We start from the raw sequence: 15,989 nt of genomic DNA, 5'->3' as shown, positions 1-15,989 counted from the left end.
GCTGGGAGTCTCGGGGAAGTGGCCCTGCCTGCCGATCAATCAAGAGCCGCGCCCTCAGGGCAGATGAAGCGGACCTAGGCAGCAAGGGCTATGGGGATTGTTTTGCACGACTATCAGACGACACTTAAATCGCGCGCGACGCTGACTGGCATCGGCGTTCACAGTGGCAATTCGGTCACCGTCCATTTCCTGCCGGCGGATGCCGATACGGGTGTCGTCTTCCAGCTTTCGAATGCGAGCGGAAGCCACGAATTTCGCGCGCTCGTCTCCGAGGTCGGCGCCACCGATCTCTGCACCATGCTTGGCGATCCGCAAGGCGAGCACATTGCCACGGTCGAGCATCTGATGGCGACGCTTTTCGGGCTTGGAATCGACAATCTCGTCATCGAAATCGACGGCCATGAGGTGCCTATCCTCGACGGCAGCGCAGTGATGTTCGTCGAGGCCATTGACCAGGCAGGCATCGAAACGCTGCCGGTCAAGCGTCGCTACATCAGGGTGGTCAAGCCGGTTCGCATCGAGAACGGCGCCTGCTGGGCGGAGTTCAGGCCCTATGACGGCACGCGCTTCGAGATCGAGATCGATTTCGAAAGCCCGGCGATCGGGCGCCAGCTTTTTGCATCCGACATGAACGCCGACATTTTCCGCCGCGACGTCGCGCGGGCCCGCACTTTCGGTTTCATGAAGGACGTCGAGCGGCTGTGGGCGGCCGGCTATGCGCTCGGCTCGTCTTTGGAAAACTCCCTGGTGATCGGCGACGACAACCGCGTGATCAACATGGGAGGCCTGCGCTATCCCAACGAGTTCGCGCGCCACAAGACGATGGATGCGATGGGCGACCTGGCGCTCGCCGGTGCCCGGTTCATCGGCTGCTTCCGCTCCTATCGTGGCGGCCACAGGTTGAACGCAGCTGCGCTGCGCCGTCTCTTGTCGGACCGTTCGGCTTTCGAGATCGTTGAGACGACGCGCCGCGAGCGCGGGCGTACCGCCGAGATGAGCGCCGTCAACGCACCCCTCTATGCGCCCTGGATGATCTGATTCCTAAGGTCTTGCGGCCACATTGCGGTCAAGCTGTGTTGCATGGATGCATCACCGGCCGGCCAAATTACACAGCTTTCCAGGTGGCGCCAAACCGCCACAAAAATGTGCGATTGGCCGGGGATAGCGTTGCCGGGCAAGGCAATTATGGTTTATGGCTGCTGCCGTCGACTGAAATGACGCCGAAAGGGCGGAATCCAAACATGTTTTTCAAGCGAGTTGGTCAATCGAAGGCGCTGCGGCGGGCTGTTTTCCTGGCGCTTTCGGTGGTCGTTCCATCGCTGTTTCTGTCGGCCTGCATGTCGTCCGAGAAGGACGTCGATCTATCGACCTATGTCGATCAGACCGAGCCGGCCGACGTGCTCTACAATCAGGGTCTCGCCAATCTGAATGCCGGGCGACTGCAGGAGGCAAGCCGCAAGTTCGATGCCGTCGACCGCCAGCATCCCTATTCCGAATTCGCCCGCAAATCGATGGTGATGGGTGCCTTTGCCGACTACCGACAGGGCAATTACGACGAGGCGATCGGTTCGGCCAAGCGCTACCTGACCCTCTACCCGTCGACCGACGATGCAGCCTATGCCCAGTACATTATCGGGCTGAGCTACTACCGTCAGATCAAGGACGTCACCCAGGACCAGAAGGAAGCGCGTCTTACCGTGCAGACGATGCAGGACCTCGTGACGCGCTGGCCCACGTCCGAATATGCCGACGACGCCAAGGAGAAGATCCGCTTCGCCAACGATCAGCTCGCCGGCAAAGAGATGCAGATCGGCCGCTATTATCTCGAGCGCCGCGAATACATCGCAGCCGTCAAACGGTTCCGCAACGTGGTGGAGAACTATTCCAACACACGCCATGTCGAGGAGGCGCTGGCGCGTCTGACCGAGAGCTACTATGCGATGGGGCTGACGTCGGAAGCGCAGACCGCTGCGGCCGTGCTCGGCACCAACTATCCCGACAGCCAGTGGTACAAGGACTCCTACAAGCTCCTGCAGAGTGGTGGGCTCGAGCCGCGCGAGAATGCCGGATCGTGGATCTCCAAGGCCGGGAAGCTGATCACCGGCGCCTGAGCGGCGCGTTACCATGCTCTCCAGGCTGTCGATCCGCGATATCGTTCTGATCGAGAAGCTGGACATCGACTTCTCGTCCGGCCTTTCGGTGCTTACCGGCGAAACCGGCGCCGGAAAGTCCATCCTGCTCGACGCCTTGTCGCTGGCGCTTGGCGCCCGCGGCGATGCTTCGCTGGTGCGGCATGGCGCGGCACAAGGCCAGATCATCGCCGTGTTCGACGTGCCGCGCAACCACGCGGCTCGCATGTTGCTTGCCGAGAATGCCATCGAGGACGACGGCGAAATCATCCTGCGCCGCGTCCAGACGGCTGACGGCCGCACGCGCGTGTTCGTCAACGACCAGCCGTCCAGCGTGACGCTGATGCGCGACATCGGCCGTGCGCTGGTCGAGATCCACGGCCAGCATGACGAGCGCGCTTTGGTCGATCCCGGCGCCCATCGCGAGTTGCTCGACAGTTTCGGCGGCCATCTCGGCGCTGCTCGGGCAACCGGCGAGGCGTGGCGGCATTGGCGTACCTGCGAGCAGGAATTTTCACGGCACCGGGCCAAAGTCGAAGCAGCTGCCCGTGAGGCCGATTATCTGCGTGCGGCGGTCGCCGAATTGACCAGGCTCGATCCGCAACCGGGCGAAGAGACCGAGCTCGCCGAACTGCGCGCCGCGATGATGCGGGCGGAAAAGATCGCCTCGGAAGTCCACGATGCCCAGGATGTGCTCTCGGGTCCGTCCTCGCCCTTGCCGCAACTGGCCAGCCTGCTCAGGCGGCTGCAGCGCAAGGTGACCGAAGCGCCCGGCTTGCTCGAGGATGTCGTCAAATCGCTCGACGAGGCGATGCTGTCGCTCGACGCGGCGCAGTCGGGCGTCGAAGCCGCACTGCGCGCCACCGAATATGATCCGCAGCGGCTGGAGAAAGCCGAGGAGCGGCTGTTTTCGCTGCGTGCCGCCTCGCGCAAGCACAGCGTCGCCGTCGACGACCTGGCGCAATTGCGTGACACCATGGCGGCCGATCTTGCCGATCTCGACGCCGGCGAGGAGCGCCTGCAGGCGCTGGAGAAACAGGCTGCGGCGGCGCGCCAGGCCTATGACACTACGGCGGCCCAGCTGTCGTCGCTTCGCCATGCGGCGGCCGTCGGGCTGACCAAGGCGGTAATGGCCGAACTGCCGGCGCTGAAGCTCGAACGGGCCGAATTCATCGTCGAGATCGCAAGCGATGCCGAGAGCCGCATGGAAGAAGGCATCGACCAGGTCGAGTTCTGGGTGCGCACCAATCCCGGCACCAGGCCCGGCCCAATGATGAAAGTCGCTTCCGGCGGCGAGCTTTCGCGCTTCCTGCTGGCGTTGAAGGTAGCACTCGCTGACCGGGGCTCGGCGCCGACCTTGGTCTTCGACGAAATCGACACCGGCGTCGGCGGTGCGGTTGCCGACGCCATCGGCCAGCGGCTGGCGCGGCTGGCAAAACGCGTGCAGGTGCTTTCGGTCACGCATGCACCACAAGTGGCGGCGCGCGCGGCGACGCATTTCCTGATCTCCAAATCAGGCGGGGCCGACCGGGTCTCGACCGGCATCGCCGAGATGGACCGGGCGGCGCGGCAGGAAGAGATCGCACGCATGCTCGCCGGTGCCACCATCACCGACGAGGCGCGCGCGGCGGCCGAGCGGCTGCTACGGGAGAACACCGCGGCAGCCTAGAGCGTTTCATCGTTTCACGGAAACGCCGAACCGCTCTACCTCTTTGTTTGCGCAATTCCGGACGGAAACCGTTTCACACTTTTTCCTGGAATTGCTCCAGGCGAGTTCGTTTCCGGCGCTCGCGACCTGAGTCAGGGTCTGGCGCCATCCTGCTGTTCAGGAATGATTTTCCGTGCCTGGTCTCTCCCTCGTGAGAGAATCCTGTTCTATTGTGTCGCGCCACCGTGGAGGGAGCAGTGCATGGACGAAAAACCAGTCGAGTCGCTCAGCGAAAGCGAGGCGGCAAGCGAGTTGAAGCGGTTGGCGCAGGAGATCGCCGAGCACGACCGGCGCTACCATGGCGAGGACGCGCCGATAATCACGGATGCGGAATATGACGCGCTGACCCGGCGCAACCTCGCCATCGAGCAGCAGTTCCCGCATCTTGTGCGTGAGGATTCGCCCTCACGCAGGGTCGGCGCCCCGCCGGCCGAAGGTTTTGCCAAGGTGCGCCACGCGGTGCCGATGCTCAGCCTTGCCAAGGCCTATACCGACCAGGACGTCGCGGACTTCATAGAACGGGGCCGGCGATTCTTTGACCGCGACAAGGATCTGAACATCGCCTTCACGGCGGAGCCGAAGATCGACGGGCTATCGGCTTCCCTGCGGTATGAAGGCGGTGTGTTCGTGCAGGGAGCAACGCGCGGCGACGGCGTCGTCGGCGAGGACATCACCGCCAATATCAAGACCATCGCCGATATTCCCAAGACCTTGAAGGGATCGGACTGGCCCGAGGTCATCGAAATACGCGGTGAGGTCTATATGACCTACGCGGAATTCGAGGCGCTGAAGCAACGTTCGGCGGCGATAGGCGGCCAGGATTACGTCAATCCGCGTAACACGGCGGCCGGGTCGCTCCGCCAAAAGGACCCGTTAGTTACCGCCAGCCGCAACCTTAAATTCTTTGCTTACGCCTGGGGCTATACTTCAAAGGATCCAGCTCCGACCCAATACGATTCCGTGCAAAAATTCGCGGAGTGGGGATTCAAGGTCAGCCCGCTGATGGTCCGGGCAAGATCGGTCGAGGAACTGGTCGCGCACTATCACCTAATCGAGACCCAGCGCTCATCGCTGGGCTACGACATCGACGGCGTCGTCTACAAGGTCGACCAGCTGGAATTGCAGCGCAGATGGGGTTTCGTCACTGGCGAACCACGCTGGGCCATTGCCCACAAATTTCCAGCCGAACAGGCGATGACAACCGTGCTCAGGATCGACATTCAGGTGGGCCGTACCGGTACGCTGGCGCCCGTTGCCCGGCTTGCACCCGTCACGGTCGGCGGCGTCGTGGTCGAAAATGTCACGCTTCACAACGAAGATTACATCAAGGGTCTGGACAGCAACGGCCAGCCGATCCGCGACGGCTATGACGTGCGTATCGGCGACACGGTGGTCATCCAGCGGGCAGGGGACGTCATTCCGCAAATCGTGAGTGTCGTCGCCGACAAGCGGCCGACTGATGCCGTGCCCTACGAATTCCCGCACAAATGTCCGATCTGCGGCTCACCCGCAACGCGCGAGATCAACGAGAAGACCGGCAAGGAGGATTCCCGCCGACGGTGCACCGGCGAGCTGATCTGCCCCGCGCAGGCCGTGGAAGGATTACGCCACTTTGTGTCGCGCGGCGCCATGGATATCGAAGGCCTGGGCGCTGAAAACATAGACCTGTTCTTCAATGCCGGGTTGGTCAAGACTGCCGCCGATATCTTCACCCTCCGGGACCGCCGTCCCGCCGTCACCAAGGCGCTGGCGGAGCGACGGGAGGAGCAGGCCAGGCAGCGCGAGGCCGCATCGGGCAAAACGCGCAAGAATGTACGCAGCGTCGAGGAACGCAACTATGACGGCCTCGACAAGCTCTTCGCTGCCATCGACGCCCGCCGCGAACCCGAACTTGATCGCTTCATCTTTGCGCTGGGCATCCGCCATATCGGCGAAACGACGGCCGCTGTGCTCGCCCGAACCTTCTCGACGATCGAGGAGTTGATCCGCATTGGCAAGGAGACAGCAGCGGCAGCCGATCCACACACCGTTTTTCCTTCGATCAACGGCATCGGCGATACGGTGATAGGCGCCCTTCGCGATTTCTTCGGCAATGAACGCAACGACGCCGTACTTGAAGCGCTGCTCACACAGGTCCACCCGAAGCCGTACATTGTGAACGTCTCAGCCGATAGTGCGGTCGCCGGCAAGACAATCGTGTTTACAGGCACGCTGGAAAAGATGACGCGCCCGGAGGCCAAGGCGATGGCCGAACGTCTCGGCGCGAAGGTCGCCGGCTCGGTTTCCGCGAAGACCGATCTTCTGGTGGCAGGGCCAGGCGCCGGTTCCAAGCTGAAGGATGCGACCAAATTCGGCATCGAGGTGATCGACGAGGACACCTGGCTGCAGCGGATTGGCAAGGGCGGGTGATGGCGGCTGCGTTCAACGGTTTTGGGCAAAAGGCCATTCCCTTCCTCAAGGCGCTGGATTTTCATCAGAGCCGGGAGTGGTTTTTAGAGAACCGCGACCTTTTCGAACGCGACCTGCGCGATCCCTTCGGCGATCTGGTCGAGACGCTCTCCGAGCGCTTCACGGCCGCGGGGCTCGGCCTGCGCGGCGACCGCAAGAAGTCGCTGTTCCGGATTAATCGCGACGTGCGTTTCGCCAAGGACAAACGGCCTTATAACCGGCATTTGTCGGCGATCCTTTCGCCTGACGGCACCAAGATGGAACAGGGCGTGTTTTACGTCCATATCGGGCTGGAGCGCTGCTTTGCCGCCGTTGCCTGGTGGCAGCCTGGACCGGAGCTATTGCTGGCGCTGCGCAACGCGATCGCGAAGCGGCCCGCTGAATTCCGTACCCTCGTTGCGGCGCTGAAGAAGAACGGCCTCGAATTCGACCCGGACGGCTGCATGAAGCGCACGCCGCGCGGCTTCGAGCATATCGCCGAGCCCGATCTCGCTGCCGCGATCCGCAACCGGCATTTTGCCGTCCGGCACGCAATCGAGCCGGCGGATATCTACGGAGCTGGATTGGTCGACGAACTCGTCGACTTCTTCATGCGGGCAAAACCGTTGCTTGACTGGGGCAGGGCGATCGAAGGCAAGGCTTCGCCGCGCTAGGCACGGAAGCGCGTTTGCGCGACCTTCAGCTGTCATTTCCGCTGATCGTTTGCCTCAAGCGAATTGGTGTGACAAGCCGCGCCGCCCTCCCTACATAGGCGCTTCCCGAGGAGCGGTCGATGTCGGCGGAAGCAATCTCCGAAAACAGTGCGAAAAGCGATTTCTGGGACGGCGTGCGGCTCAGCATGCCCGTCGTGGTGGCGTCGGCGCCGTTTGCGTTGCTGTTCGGGGCGCTCGCGGTCGACAACGGGTTTTCCGTGCTCGAAGCGTTCCTGATGAGCGCAACGGTGTTCGGCGGCGCCAGCCAGATGGTCGGCATCGAGCTGTTCGGCCAGCATGTCGCGCCGTGGCTGATCGTGCTTTCGATCTTTGCGGTGAATTTTCGCCATGTCCTCTATTCGGCCGGTATCGGCCGGCGCATCGCGCATTGGCCGCTGATCCAGCAGGCGATAGGCTACTTCGTGCTCACCGATCCGCAGTTCGCGGTGGCCGAGCGCAAGGCGGAGGCCGGCGATACCGTCGGGTTTACCTGGTATATGGGGCTTGGGCTGCCGGTCTATGTGTTCTGGGTGATCGAAAGCGCGCTCGGCGCGATGTTCGGCAAGCTTATTCCCGACACCCACGCGCTGGGCATCGACTTCCTGCTGCCGATCTATTTTCTCGGCCTGGTCATGAGCTTCCGCAAGCGGCCGCTGTGGCTGCCGGTGGTCGTCGCCAGCGCTGCCGCCTCCATCATTGCATACAAAACGGTCGGCTCGCCCTGGCATGTCTCCATAGGTGCGCTGGCGGGCGTGCTGCTCGCCGTCATCCTGCCGCCCCGCCACAGCGGCGTGGAGGCACGGCCATGAGCACGACCTTGTGGATCATCATCGCCGCTTCGATCGCGACCTATCTGACCCGCATCGGCGGTCATCTGGTGATCTCCCGCTTCGATCATATCCATCCGCGCGTCGAAGCCGGGCTCAGCGCCGTGCCGGCGGCGGTGCTGACCACGCTGGTGGCGCCGGCGGCGCTCAGCGCCGGGCCGGCGGAATGGGCAGCCTTGATCGTTGCCGGCTTGGTCTCACTGCGCGGCGGCCTGATGGCGATGTTCCTGGCGGGTGCTGCCGTGCTGATCCTCGCGCGGCAGCTCGTCGGCTGATCGACTTTTGCTTTGGCGGCGAGAGCACACATGCGCTTTACCGCAGCGACTATTGCCGCGCCGACCCACGACAGGCTCAGCCGGATCGCCTCCGCTCTCTCCTGGCGGGCGCGACGCACGGCGTCGCTGTAGAGCGCTTCGCGCTGCTTCGGCGTCAATGCGCTTAGATCGATCGGCTGGATGCCGAAGGGCTCACGCGACATTTCCATCTCCCCTGGTTTGCCGTGTTGATCGGCAGCTACACCGGCGATTTACGGGAAAGGCATAATCAGTTAAAATGAATAATTAAGATCGTTATGTTCTCCAGGAGAGATGTATGGATTTGGCCGATCTGCGCATCTTCCGCACGGTGGTGCGCGAGGGCGGAATCACCAGGGCGGCGGAAAAACTGTTTCGCGTGCAGTCGAACGTGACCACACGCATCCGGCAGCTCGAGGAGGATCTCGGCGTGCAGCTGTTTATCCGGGAGGGCAAGCGCCTGCACGTATCGCCGGCCGGTCACAGATTGGTCGGCTATGCGGATCGGCTGCTGGCGCTTGCGGAGGAGGCGCGAACGGCGATGCTCGATCCACGCCCGCGCGGCACTCTTCGCCTAGGTGCCATGGAGAGCACCGCCGCGGCACGGCTTCCAAGTCTGCTCGCCGAATACCATGCACGGCATCCCGAAGTGGAAATCCAGTTGCGCACCGGCAATCCGCAGGTTCTCGCGACCGCCATGCTTGCCGGTGAGCTCGATGCAGCGTTCGCCGCCGAGCCGATCGCTGACGTTCCGTTCGAAAAGCTGCCCGCATTTCACGAGCAGCTGGTCATTGTCTCGGCGGCATCGCGCGTTTCGGTCGAAGACCACCTGGACATGCCCAAAACCATGATAGCCTTCGAGCACGGCTGTCCGCACCGCAAGCGGCTGGAACAATGGTATGCGCGCAGAGGGTTCATGGCCGAGAAAACCATCGAGCTTGGTTCATACCATGCCATCCTTGGTTGCGTGGTGGCTGGCATGGGCATAGCGCTGATGCCGAAAAGCGTGCTTTCGGGTTTCCCGGAAAGCCGCTGGCTAAAGCTGCACGAACTGCCCTCTGACGAAGACAACGCCGTCACGGTGTTGTTCTGGCGCAAGGGAGCCGGTTCTCCCAACGTCACCGCTTTGCAGGGACTGCTTGCGGAGCAAAGCCTGTCAACCGGCGTTGCCGCCGCGGCTATTGCTTGAAGTCGTGCGGCAGCGGCGCGGTTGCCTTTTCCAGCCAGGCCAGCGTTTCGCCGTCGAGCATCGGTCCGATCTCGGCCAGTACGCGCGCATGGTATTCGTCAAGCCAATGCAACTCGTCGCGGGTTAAAAGGTCCGATCGGACCAGCCGCTTGTCGATCGGCGCCAGCGTCAGTGTCTCGAAGCCGTGCATGGCGATGTCGCCGCCCTCGATTGCCTCGGCCGGTGTCACCAGAATCAAGTTCTCGATGCGGATGCCGTAGGAACCTTCCTTGTAATAGCCGGGCTCGTTGGAGACGATCATGCCGGCCAGCAGCTTCTCGGTACCGGTCTTGGCGATACGCTGCGGGCCCTCATGCACGGCAAGATAGGAGCCGACACCGTGCCCGGTGCCATGGGCGAAATCGCAGCCGTGTCTCCATAGCGCCAGGCGCGCCACTGTATCGATTTCGGAGCCGCGCGTGCCCTGGGGGAAGCGCAGCATGGAGATGCCGATCATGCCTTTCAGCACCAGCGTGAAGCGCTCGCGCATCTCCTCGGTTGGCGCGCCAATCGGAACCGTGCGGGTAATGTCGGTGGTGCCGTCCTGGTACTGCCCGCCGGAATCGAGCAGGAACAGCTCGCCATCCCCCAGCTTGCGATTGGTGGCGCGGGAGACGCGGTAGTGCATGATAGCGCCGTTAGGACCAGCGCCGGAGATGGTATCGAACGATACGTCGCGCAGCGGCATCTGCGTTTCTTCGCCGGTCTGACGGCGCGTCTCCTCAAGCCTGGTGACAACGGCGATTTCGTCGAGCGTGCCGGGCTTCTGGCGGTCGAGCCAGCACAGCAGCTTGGCGACCGCGGCGCCGTCGCGGCGATGTGCGGCGCGTGCGCCGGCGATCTCAGCTTTGTTCTTTGTTGCGCGTGGAATGCGGGCCGGATCGGCCGTGGCAATGACGGTGCCGCCATTATCCTCGACCAGCATTCTGAGCTTGTCCGCCGCGAGAACCGGGTCCAGCGCGATTTTTGCGCCGCCCTTGGCCCGGGTGACGATTGCCGATTCGAATTCACCTGGTTCGTGCAATTCGGCGAGCTGCGTCAGGTAGGCCGCGACGGTGCGCGAAAACTTGCGCTGGTCCATGAAAAGCAGATGCGAGCCGTCGGCGGCGAGCACGGCAAAGCCGAGCGCCAGCGGTGTGTGCGGTACGTCGCCGCCACGGATGTCGAACGCCCAGGCAATGGAGGAGGGGTCGGTCAGCACGGCATGGGTGGCGCCGTCCTTCTCGATGGCCGCTGCCAGCCGCACCAGCTTGTCCTTGGCCAGTTCGCCGGCAAAGCCGATCGGGTGGATCTCGACCGGTGCCAGTGGCGGCCCGGGCTGGTCCTGCCAGATGGCGTCGATCGGATTCTCTTCGAGCGGCACCAGTATCGCGCCGGATTTCTCGGCCGAGGCTTTCAGCGCCTTGACGTCGCTGATCGTATGCAGCCACGGATCGAAGCCCAATCGCACGCCCTTGCCGAGATTGTCCTTGATCCAGTTGGCCGGCGGGTTGTCGACAAGGCTCTCGATCGAAAAGATGTCGAGATCGACCTCCTGGCGCACCTGCAGCGTGTAGCGCCCGTCGACAAACATGACGGCGCGCTCGCCAAGCACAATGGCGACTCCGGCCGAGCCGCTGAAGCCGGTCAGCCATTTCAGCCGTGCCGAGCGATCGGCGACATATTCGCCCTGGTGCTCGTCGGCACGGGGCACAATGAAGCCATCCAGCCCGTTCGCCGCCAACCATTGGCGCAGCATTGCCACGCGCGGCTTGCCAACGGCCGGATCGCCGGCGGAATCGAAGGTCTGGAACATGTCGGCTCTCCTCGAATGCTGGCGCGACCGTAGCGCATGACTTCGAAAATCGGAATCGATTTTCGGACCGATCATTCCCGGTTGCTGCGTGTCTCTTTGCGCATGGAGGCCATGCAGAATCGGCGATTTCAAAAAGCGTCAGCAAGGCTTACCTTCTTCACGTGGAGGAAAGAGTCCTATTGCCCTGCAAGGGAGACCGTCATGTCCACGATTTCACCTAGACGCGGATTTTTCAGAAACGCTGTGAAAGCGCTGATCGAAGCTCGCCAGCGCGAAGCGAGCCGGTATGTGAGCGGCGTTCTGCTTGGCTTTGACGACGAAACGCTGAAAGCTCACGGCTACGATCGCGAACAGCTGAAGAAAGCGGCGAACTCGCGCTAAGTCCGAGCGGATTCCGGCTTGCGTTGAAGGCGCTGCGCCTCAGCGCTTGAGGTGAATCGTCACCCAGCCCTCGCGGTGCAAGGTGCGGACGTGCCGGAATTTCTGGCCGACATAGGCCGCGATTACCGCATCGCGCTGGCGCTCGAGGATGCCCGACAAAACGATCGAGCCACCGAGCGCCATATGTCCGGCCATTTGCGGCGCCAGACGCATCAGCGGCCGCGCCAATATGTTGGCGACGATCAGGTCGAAGGGCGCACGCGCGGCAAAGATCGGATGATGAAAACCGGGCGCCGCCACCGTTTCAATGAGCCCCTTGACCTGGTTCAGTCGCGCATTGGCGCCCGCCACCTTGACGGCGACCGGGTCGATGTCGGTCGCCAGCACCGGTATATGCGCGAGCTTGGCCACCGCGATGGCGAGCACCGCGCTGCCGGTGCCAAGGTCGAGCGCGTTGCGCGGATGCTCGCGCCGTATGACCTGCTCCAGCATTTCGAGGCAGCCGGCGGTGGTGCCGTGATGGCCGGTACCGAAGGCAAGGCCGGCCTCGATCTCGATGGCGAGTTCGCCGCTGTGTCGCTTCCTGCGGTCATGCGCGCCATGGACGAAGAAGCGCCCGGCCCGCACCGGCTTCAATCCCTTCAGCGAGCGCGCCACCCAGTCGATGTCGGGCAGCGCTTCGCGCGCTATCGGTTTCGACAGCGACAGTCCGGCAAGGATGTCCCTAAGCCGCGCCTCGACCGCATCGACGTCGTCGTCGGCATAGAGCGATACTTCGTGGATGTCGCGGTCCTCGTCGACCTCGAGCACCGCAATCGGCAGGCCCTCATCGTCGAATGCCGCACCGAGCGCCGCGAAGATGCGGTCAGCCTCGATCTTGCCCGCGGTGAAATACAAACGCGTCTGCGTCATTACCGGATGTGTCAACCCTCCGCCGCCAGCCGTTTGAGCTTGGCGATGGCGGCATCCGGGCTTTCGCCATAGGCAATGGTGCCGGCGAAATCGCCCTTGGCGTTGAGCAGCAGCACCGAAGCAGTGTGGTCCATCGTGTAGTCGCCGTCGTTCGTGTCGACTTTCTTCCAGTAGATGCCGAAGGACTTGGCCATGGCGTGGACCTTGTCGGGATCGCCAGTGATGCCGAGGATGCGATCGGAGAAATTGCTGACATAGGTGTTCATGATTTCGGGCGTATCGCGCTCCGGGTCGACCGTAACGAAATAGGCACGCAGGTTCTTGCCGTCGTCGCCCATCGTCTTCAGCCAGCCGGCCAACTCGAAAAGCGTGGTCGGGCAGACTTCCGGACAGTGCGTGAAGCCGAAGAAGACGACGCTGGGGTGGCCGCGAAACGCGGCTTCGGTGACCGGCGCGCCCTTCTGGTCGACCAGCGTGAACGGTGCTCCGAACGGCTCGCCGCCATAATGTCCGCGGTACCAGTCGAAGGTGAGCCAGCCGATTCCGGCGGCCATCAGGACGAGAATACCGACCAGAATTGAACGCATCATCAGTGAAAGTCCGTCGTTATTCCATCGGGCGCCGGGTTGGCGCCGTGAAGGCCCTGGCTTGGCGAACACTCTTAGCGGTTCGGTCGCGCCGACGCAAAGATGTCGCGTTGCCGCAACCGGCAATCCTGTGGGAGGCGATCTGCTTGCAAAGCGCTGCCGTTCGTCCCACCTGAGGTCGGCAAAATTCGAACCGCAGGAGGCCTCTTTGCGAAAACTGATTGGCGGCGCGTTAGCCGCATGCCTTGTCATTGGCGCCGGCGCGGCCGCCGCCGAGGAAGTCGGCAAGGTCGGCGTCGATTGGCTCGGCAACGATATCATCGTCGAGGCGATCAAGGATCCGAAGGTCGAGGGCGTGACCTGCCACGTCTCCTATTTCGACCGTGGCGTGATCGACCGCCTGCAGAAAGGCAACTGGTTCGAGGACCCGTCCGATTCCTCGATCTCCTGCCGCCAGACCGGGCCGATCACCATTGGCGACATCGACATGAGCGAGGCCGGCGAGGAGGTGTTCAAGCAAGGCATCAGCCTGATCTGGAAAAAGCAGGTGGTGAACCGTATCTACGACAAGGCCAACGAGACGCTGATCTACCTGTCGCATTCACGCCAGGTGCAGGATGGCTCGGCAAAAATGTCGGTCACCACCGTGCCGCTCTACGGCCAGAACGTGGTGTGGACCAGCGGCAAGCCGAAATAGAGACTTAAGGTGCTACAGGGTCCTTGGCGCGTCCAAACTGATGCGCGGCGCTGCACTTGGCTTGCGAGACTATGCGCGCGGGCGTAAAGCGCGCGCATGGACCGTCCCGAACACCTTGTCCTGAAAGATCCCGAGCCGCGCATCCATCCGACGGCGGAACTGAAGGCGTGCAAGCTTGGACGCTATGCGTCGATCGGCGAGCGCGTCATCTTACGTGAAGTCATGGTTGGCGACTTCTCCTACTTCGAGCGCCACGCCGAGGCGATCTATACGACGATCGGCAAATTCTGCTCGGTCGCCGCCAACAGCCGCATCAATGCGCTGGAGCATCCGGTCGAGCGGCTGACGCAGCACAAAATCAGCTACCGGCCCAACGAGTACTTCCGCTGGCTGGGTGTCGATCAGGCATTCCGCGACCGGCGGCGGGCGAGAGCCGTCAGCATCGGCCATGATGTCTGGATCGGCCATGGCGCCGTGATCATGCCGGGCGTGGCGATCGGCAATGGCGCGATCGTCGGTGCCAACTCGGTGGTGACGCGCGACGTGCCGGCCTATGCAATCGTCGCCGGCGTTCCGGCCACGCCATTGCGGCAGCGCTTCAGCGCGGGAACTGCGGCCCGGATCGAACGTCTCGCCTGGTGGGACTGGCCGGTCGAGAAACTGGCCAGGGCAGTCCCCGACATGCAGGCCTTGCCCATCGAGGCTTTCCTCGACCGCTGGGAAAACGACGCCGCCTGAGTTCGGGCTATCTGCAAGCGGTCCGACGGCCTGCGCGATCTGCTCCTCCAACAATGTACCCGCGACCTTCCGCCGCGAGGGAACCAGGAGCGGCTGCCAACTGTTTCTGCAGACACAATGAACTCGGCTTCCGTCCGGGTTCGTCGCCCGGCTGTTGAGGGAGTTTGAATGATTGAGAAGCTTTTCACTAGGATCGCCAACAACGTCGCCCATTTTGCCGGCCTGCCGCCGACGTTTGCCGTCTGTTTCCTGATCATCGTCGTCTGGGCGGCAAGCGGGCCGATGTTCGGCTTTTCGGACACCTGGCAGCTCGTCATCAACACCGGCACGACGGTCGTCACCTTCCTGATGGTGTTTCTCATCCAGAACACCCAGAACCGCGATGGCGCCGCGATCCAGGCGAAGCTCGACGAATTGATCCGGGTCAGCACAGCCCAGAACACCTTCATCGGTATCGAACACCTGACTGAGACCGAGGTCGAAGAGATCCGCAAGAAATGCGAACAGGCAGCGAAGCGGCATGATCAGAAGCTTGCCGAGTTGGCAGCCGAGAAAGCCATGGCGAAGAAGCGGAACACGAAGAAGCACGCAGCGGCGTGATATAAAGGTCCGGCGCATACCTGCGAAGATCGGACCCGATTCTTTGCTACGGTGATCTTCGGTTCGGGATCATGCGCTGCGTGTCATGAATGCCGCGAAAGCATCCTTGTAGTCCGGGTGCCAGCGCGACAGGGCAGGGCGGTTCTCAATGATGTCGCCAATCGCCCAGGCCATGCGCTTTTCGTCCATGGACCGGGTCGCCTCGTTATCGGGACACAGGATGTAGAAATCGCCACGCAACAGCGAGGCCAGCATGAAGTCGATGACCTGCTCGCCGGTCCAGGCTCCGGCCGGCTTTTCGGCGGCGCCTTCGGTCAGGCCGGTAAAAGTGAACCCGGGGATAAGCAGATGCGCCGCGACACTGGCGCCCGGCTCGTTGCGCAGCGCGTGCGCCAGGCCTTCGGTATAGGTCTTCACGCCCGCCTTGGAAACGTTGTAGGCGAGGTTGCCGGGCGGCGTGGTAATGCCTTGCTTGGAGCCGGTGTTGACGATCAGGCCGGGCTTTCCCGCCGCCAGCATGCGCGGCGCGAAGGCCTCGACGCCATGGACGACGCCCCAGAAATTGATGTCCAGCAGCCGTTTCCAAGCGTCGCGGCTTTCCCACGGCTTGCCGGGATTGTTGCCGACGCCGGCATTGTTCATCAGCAGCGACACGTCGCCGAAAGTGCCGGACGTCCTTTCGGCGAGGCGGTCGAGCTCGTCGGCTTTCGAAACGTCGGTGGCAATGGCAATCACGGCGCTGTCGCCGGCGATGGCGGCGACGGCGCGCCGGGCCTCATCGAGGCGTGCGCCGCCGATATCGGCCAGCACGATCTTCATGCCCATCGCCGCCAGCCTTTTGGCGGCGGCAAGGCCGATGCCGCTGGCCGCGCCGGTAACGACGGCGACATTGCCTGAGGCAAGTGCGGGCAGGGCGGTCTGGATCTCGGCGTCGGTGGTCATGATTTTCTCCTG

Annotated in this window: 16 protein-coding genes; 12 read left to right on the top strand and 4 right to left on the bottom strand. The window is 63.0% G+C overall.

The genetic code is table 11. The annotated features are described in order from the left end of the window. The first annotated feature begins 90 nt into the window (after window positions 1-90). The 8 genes from lpxC to NKI59_RS15475 all read left to right on the top strand — a co-directional run bounded on the left by lpxC (window position 91) and on the right by NKI59_RS15475 (window position 9,286). Window positions 91-1,038 carry a UDP-3-O-acyl-N-acetylglucosamine deacetylase gene (lpxC, locus tag NKI59_RS15510; RefSeq protein WP_352692044.1) on the top strand — a complete coding sequence of 316 codons (948 nt, stop codon included), beginning with the start codon at window positions 91-93 and terminating at the stop codon, window positions 1,036-1,038. A 203-nt stretch (window positions 1,039-1,241) separates the two neighbouring features. Continuing rightward, window positions 1,242-2,111 (top strand): outer membrane protein assembly factor BamD, encoded by an 870-nt coding sequence (locus NKI59_RS15505; RefSeq protein ID WP_023676756.1) that lies wholly within the window; start codon window positions 1,242-1,244, stop codon window positions 2,109-2,111. A 13-nt stretch (window positions 2,112-2,124) separates the two neighbouring features. After that, window positions 2,125-3,798: a DNA repair protein RecN gene (gene recN / locus NKI59_RS15500; RefSeq protein ID WP_352705183.1), complete on the top strand. Its 1,674-nt coding sequence runs from the start codon at window positions 2,125-2,127 to the stop codon at window positions 3,796-3,798. A gap of 240 nt (window positions 3,799-4,038) precedes the next feature. Then, window positions 4,039-6,246 (top strand): NAD-dependent DNA ligase LigA, encoded by a 2,208-nt coding sequence (gene ligA, locus NKI59_RS15495; protein WP_352705181.1) that lies wholly within the window; start codon window positions 4,039-4,041, stop codon window positions 6,244-6,246. Then, entirely contained in the window at window positions 6,246-6,938 is a 693-nt protein-coding gene (locus NKI59_RS15490) for a DUF2461 domain-containing protein (protein ID WP_352705179.1), read from the top strand. Before ligA ends, NKI59_RS15490 begins: the two co-directional genes overlap by 1 nt. Window positions 6,939-7,057: 119 nt before the next feature. Further along, the gene (locus tag NKI59_RS15485; protein WP_352705177.1) at window positions 7,058-7,786 is read left to right on the top strand and encodes an AzlC family ABC transporter permease; all 729 of its coding nucleotides are present in this window, start codon (window positions 7,058-7,060) and stop codon (window positions 7,784-7,786) included. Continuing rightward, complete coding sequence (locus NKI59_RS15480) at window positions 7,783-8,079, top strand: AzlD family protein (protein ID WP_352667125.1); 297 nt, start codon at window positions 7,783-7,785, stop codon at window positions 8,077-8,079. Before NKI59_RS15485 ends, NKI59_RS15480 begins: the two co-directional genes overlap by 4 nt. A 316-nt stretch (window positions 8,080-8,395) precedes the next feature. Further along, the gene (locus NKI59_RS15475; RefSeq protein ID WP_352705175.1) at window positions 8,396-9,286 is read left to right on the top strand and encodes a LysR family transcriptional regulator; all 891 of its coding nucleotides are present in this window, start codon (window positions 8,396-8,398) and stop codon (window positions 9,284-9,286) included. Here NKI59_RS15475 and NKI59_RS15470 read toward each other — a convergent pair. Continuing rightward, entirely contained in the window at window positions 9,276-11,120 is a 1,845-nt protein-coding gene (locus tag NKI59_RS15470) for an aminopeptidase P family protein (protein ID WP_352705173.1), read from the bottom strand. The two genes, NKI59_RS15475 and NKI59_RS15470, sit on opposite strands and share 11 nt — an antisense overlap. A gap of 201 nt (window positions 11,121-11,321) precedes the next feature. Between NKI59_RS15470 and NKI59_RS15465 the strand changes: the two genes are divergently transcribed. Further along, window positions 11,322-11,501 carry a hypothetical protein gene (locus NKI59_RS15465; protein ID WP_031211768.1) on the top strand — a complete coding sequence of 60 codons (180 nt, stop codon included), beginning with the start codon at window positions 11,322-11,324 and terminating at the stop codon, window positions 11,499-11,501. A 39-nt stretch (window positions 11,502-11,540) separates the two neighbouring features. Here the strand turns inward: NKI59_RS15465 and NKI59_RS15460 are convergent, their stop codons facing one another. Together NKI59_RS15460 and NKI59_RS15455 are read right to left on the bottom strand one after the other, a co-directional pair. After that, a complete protein-coding gene (locus NKI59_RS15460; protein ID WP_352705171.1) occupies window positions 11,541-12,413 on the bottom strand; it encodes a 50S ribosomal protein L11 methyltransferase in 873 nt (290 codons plus the stop codon). An 11-nt stretch (window positions 12,414-12,424) separates the two neighbouring features. Further along, on the bottom strand, window positions 12,425-13,003 hold the full coding sequence (locus NKI59_RS15455; RefSeq protein ID WP_352465122.1) for an SCO family protein: 579 nt from the start codon (window positions 13,001-13,003) through the stop codon (window positions 12,425-12,427). 205 nt (window positions 13,004-13,208) lie between these two features. Here NKI59_RS15455 and NKI59_RS15450 point away from each other — a divergent pair, with 205 nt between their 5' ends. From NKI59_RS15450 to NKI59_RS15440, 3 genes are all read left to right on the top strand, one after another. Further along, window positions 13,209-13,697, top strand: a complete 489-nt coding sequence (locus NKI59_RS15450; RefSeq protein ID WP_023676745.1) for a CreA family protein — start codon at window positions 13,209-13,211, stop codon at window positions 13,695-13,697. A 96-nt stretch (window positions 13,698-13,793) separates the two neighbouring features. Then, window positions 13,794-14,435, top strand: coding sequence for a DapH/DapD/GlmU-related protein (locus NKI59_RS15445; protein ID WP_352705168.1), 642 nt, complete (start codon window positions 13,794-13,796; stop codon window positions 14,433-14,435). A gap of 168 nt (window positions 14,436-14,603) precedes the next feature. Beyond that, window positions 14,604-15,035 carry a low affinity iron permease family protein gene (locus tag NKI59_RS15440; RefSeq protein ID WP_031211766.1) on the top strand — a complete coding sequence of 144 codons (432 nt, stop codon included), beginning with the start codon at window positions 14,604-14,606 and terminating at the stop codon, window positions 15,033-15,035. Window positions 15,036-15,104: 69 nt separating this feature from the next. On the opposite strand, the gene NKI59_RS15435 is transcribed toward NKI59_RS15440, so the two are convergent. Further along, on the bottom strand, window positions 15,105-15,977 hold the full coding sequence (locus NKI59_RS15435) for an SDR family NAD(P)-dependent oxidoreductase (protein ID WP_352687592.1): 873 nt from the start codon (window positions 15,975-15,977) through the stop codon (window positions 15,105-15,107). Window positions 15,978-15,989 lie beyond the last annotated feature (12 nt).

Source organism: Mesorhizobium sp. M0598 (assembly GCF_040320865.1).
Taxonomy (GTDB): Bacteria; Pseudomonadota; Alphaproteobacteria; order Rhizobiales; family Rhizobiaceae; genus Mesorhizobium.
The sequence above is the reverse complement of the archived record's forward strand: the minus strand, read 5'-3'. Positions and strand labels throughout refer to the sequence as shown.

Bases quoted from the DNA above. Each gene is read 5' to 3' on its own strand.
- lpxC (WP_352692044.1), top strand. From the start codon at position 91: ATGGGGATTGTTTTGCACGACTATCAGACGACACTTAAATCGCGCGCG.
- NKI59_RS15505 (WP_023676756.1), top strand. From the start codon at position 1,242: ATGTTTTTCAAGCGAGTTGGTCAATCGAAGGCGCTGCGGCGGGCTGTT.
- recN (WP_352705183.1), top strand. From the start codon at position 2,125: ATGCTCTCCAGGCTGTCGATCCGCGATATCGTTCTGATCGAGAAGCTG.
- ligA (WP_352705181.1), top strand. From the start codon at position 4,039: ATGGACGAAAAACCAGTCGAGTCGCTCAGCGAAAGCGAGGCGGCAAGC.
- NKI59_RS15490 (WP_352705179.1), top strand. From the start codon at position 6,246: ATGGCGGCTGCGTTCAACGGTTTTGGGCAAAAGGCCATTCCCTTCCTC.
- NKI59_RS15485 (WP_352705177.1), top strand. From the start codon at position 7,058: ATGTCGGCGGAAGCAATCTCCGAAAACAGTGCGAAAAGCGATTTCTGG.
- NKI59_RS15480 (WP_352667125.1), top strand. From the start codon at position 7,783: ATGAGCACGACCTTGTGGATCATCATCGCCGCTTCGATCGCGACCTAT.
- NKI59_RS15475 (WP_352705175.1), top strand. From the start codon at position 8,396: ATGGATTTGGCCGATCTGCGCATCTTCCGCACGGTGGTGCGCGAGGGC.
- NKI59_RS15470 (WP_352705173.1), bottom strand. From the start codon at position 11,120: ATGTTCCAGACCTTCGATTCCGCCGGCGATCCGGCCGTTGGCAAGCCG.
- NKI59_RS15465 (WP_031211768.1), top strand. From the start codon at position 11,322: ATGTCCACGATTTCACCTAGACGCGGATTTTTCAGAAACGCTGTGAAA.
- NKI59_RS15460 (WP_352705171.1), bottom strand. From the start codon at position 12,413: ATGACGCAGACGCGTTTGTATTTCACCGCGGGCAAGATCGAGGCTGAC.
- NKI59_RS15455 (WP_352465122.1), bottom strand. From the start codon at position 13,003: ATGATGCGTTCAATTCTGGTCGGTATTCTCGTCCTGATGGCCGCCGGA.
- NKI59_RS15445 (WP_352705168.1), top strand. From the start codon at position 13,794: ATGGACCGTCCCGAACACCTTGTCCTGAAAGATCCCGAGCCGCGCATC.
- NKI59_RS15440 (WP_031211766.1), top strand. From the start codon at position 14,604: ATGATTGAGAAGCTTTTCACTAGGATCGCCAACAACGTCGCCCATTTT.
- NKI59_RS15435 (WP_352687592.1), bottom strand. From the start codon at position 15,977: ATGACCACCGACGCCGAGATCCAGACCGCCCTGCCCGCACTTGCCTCA.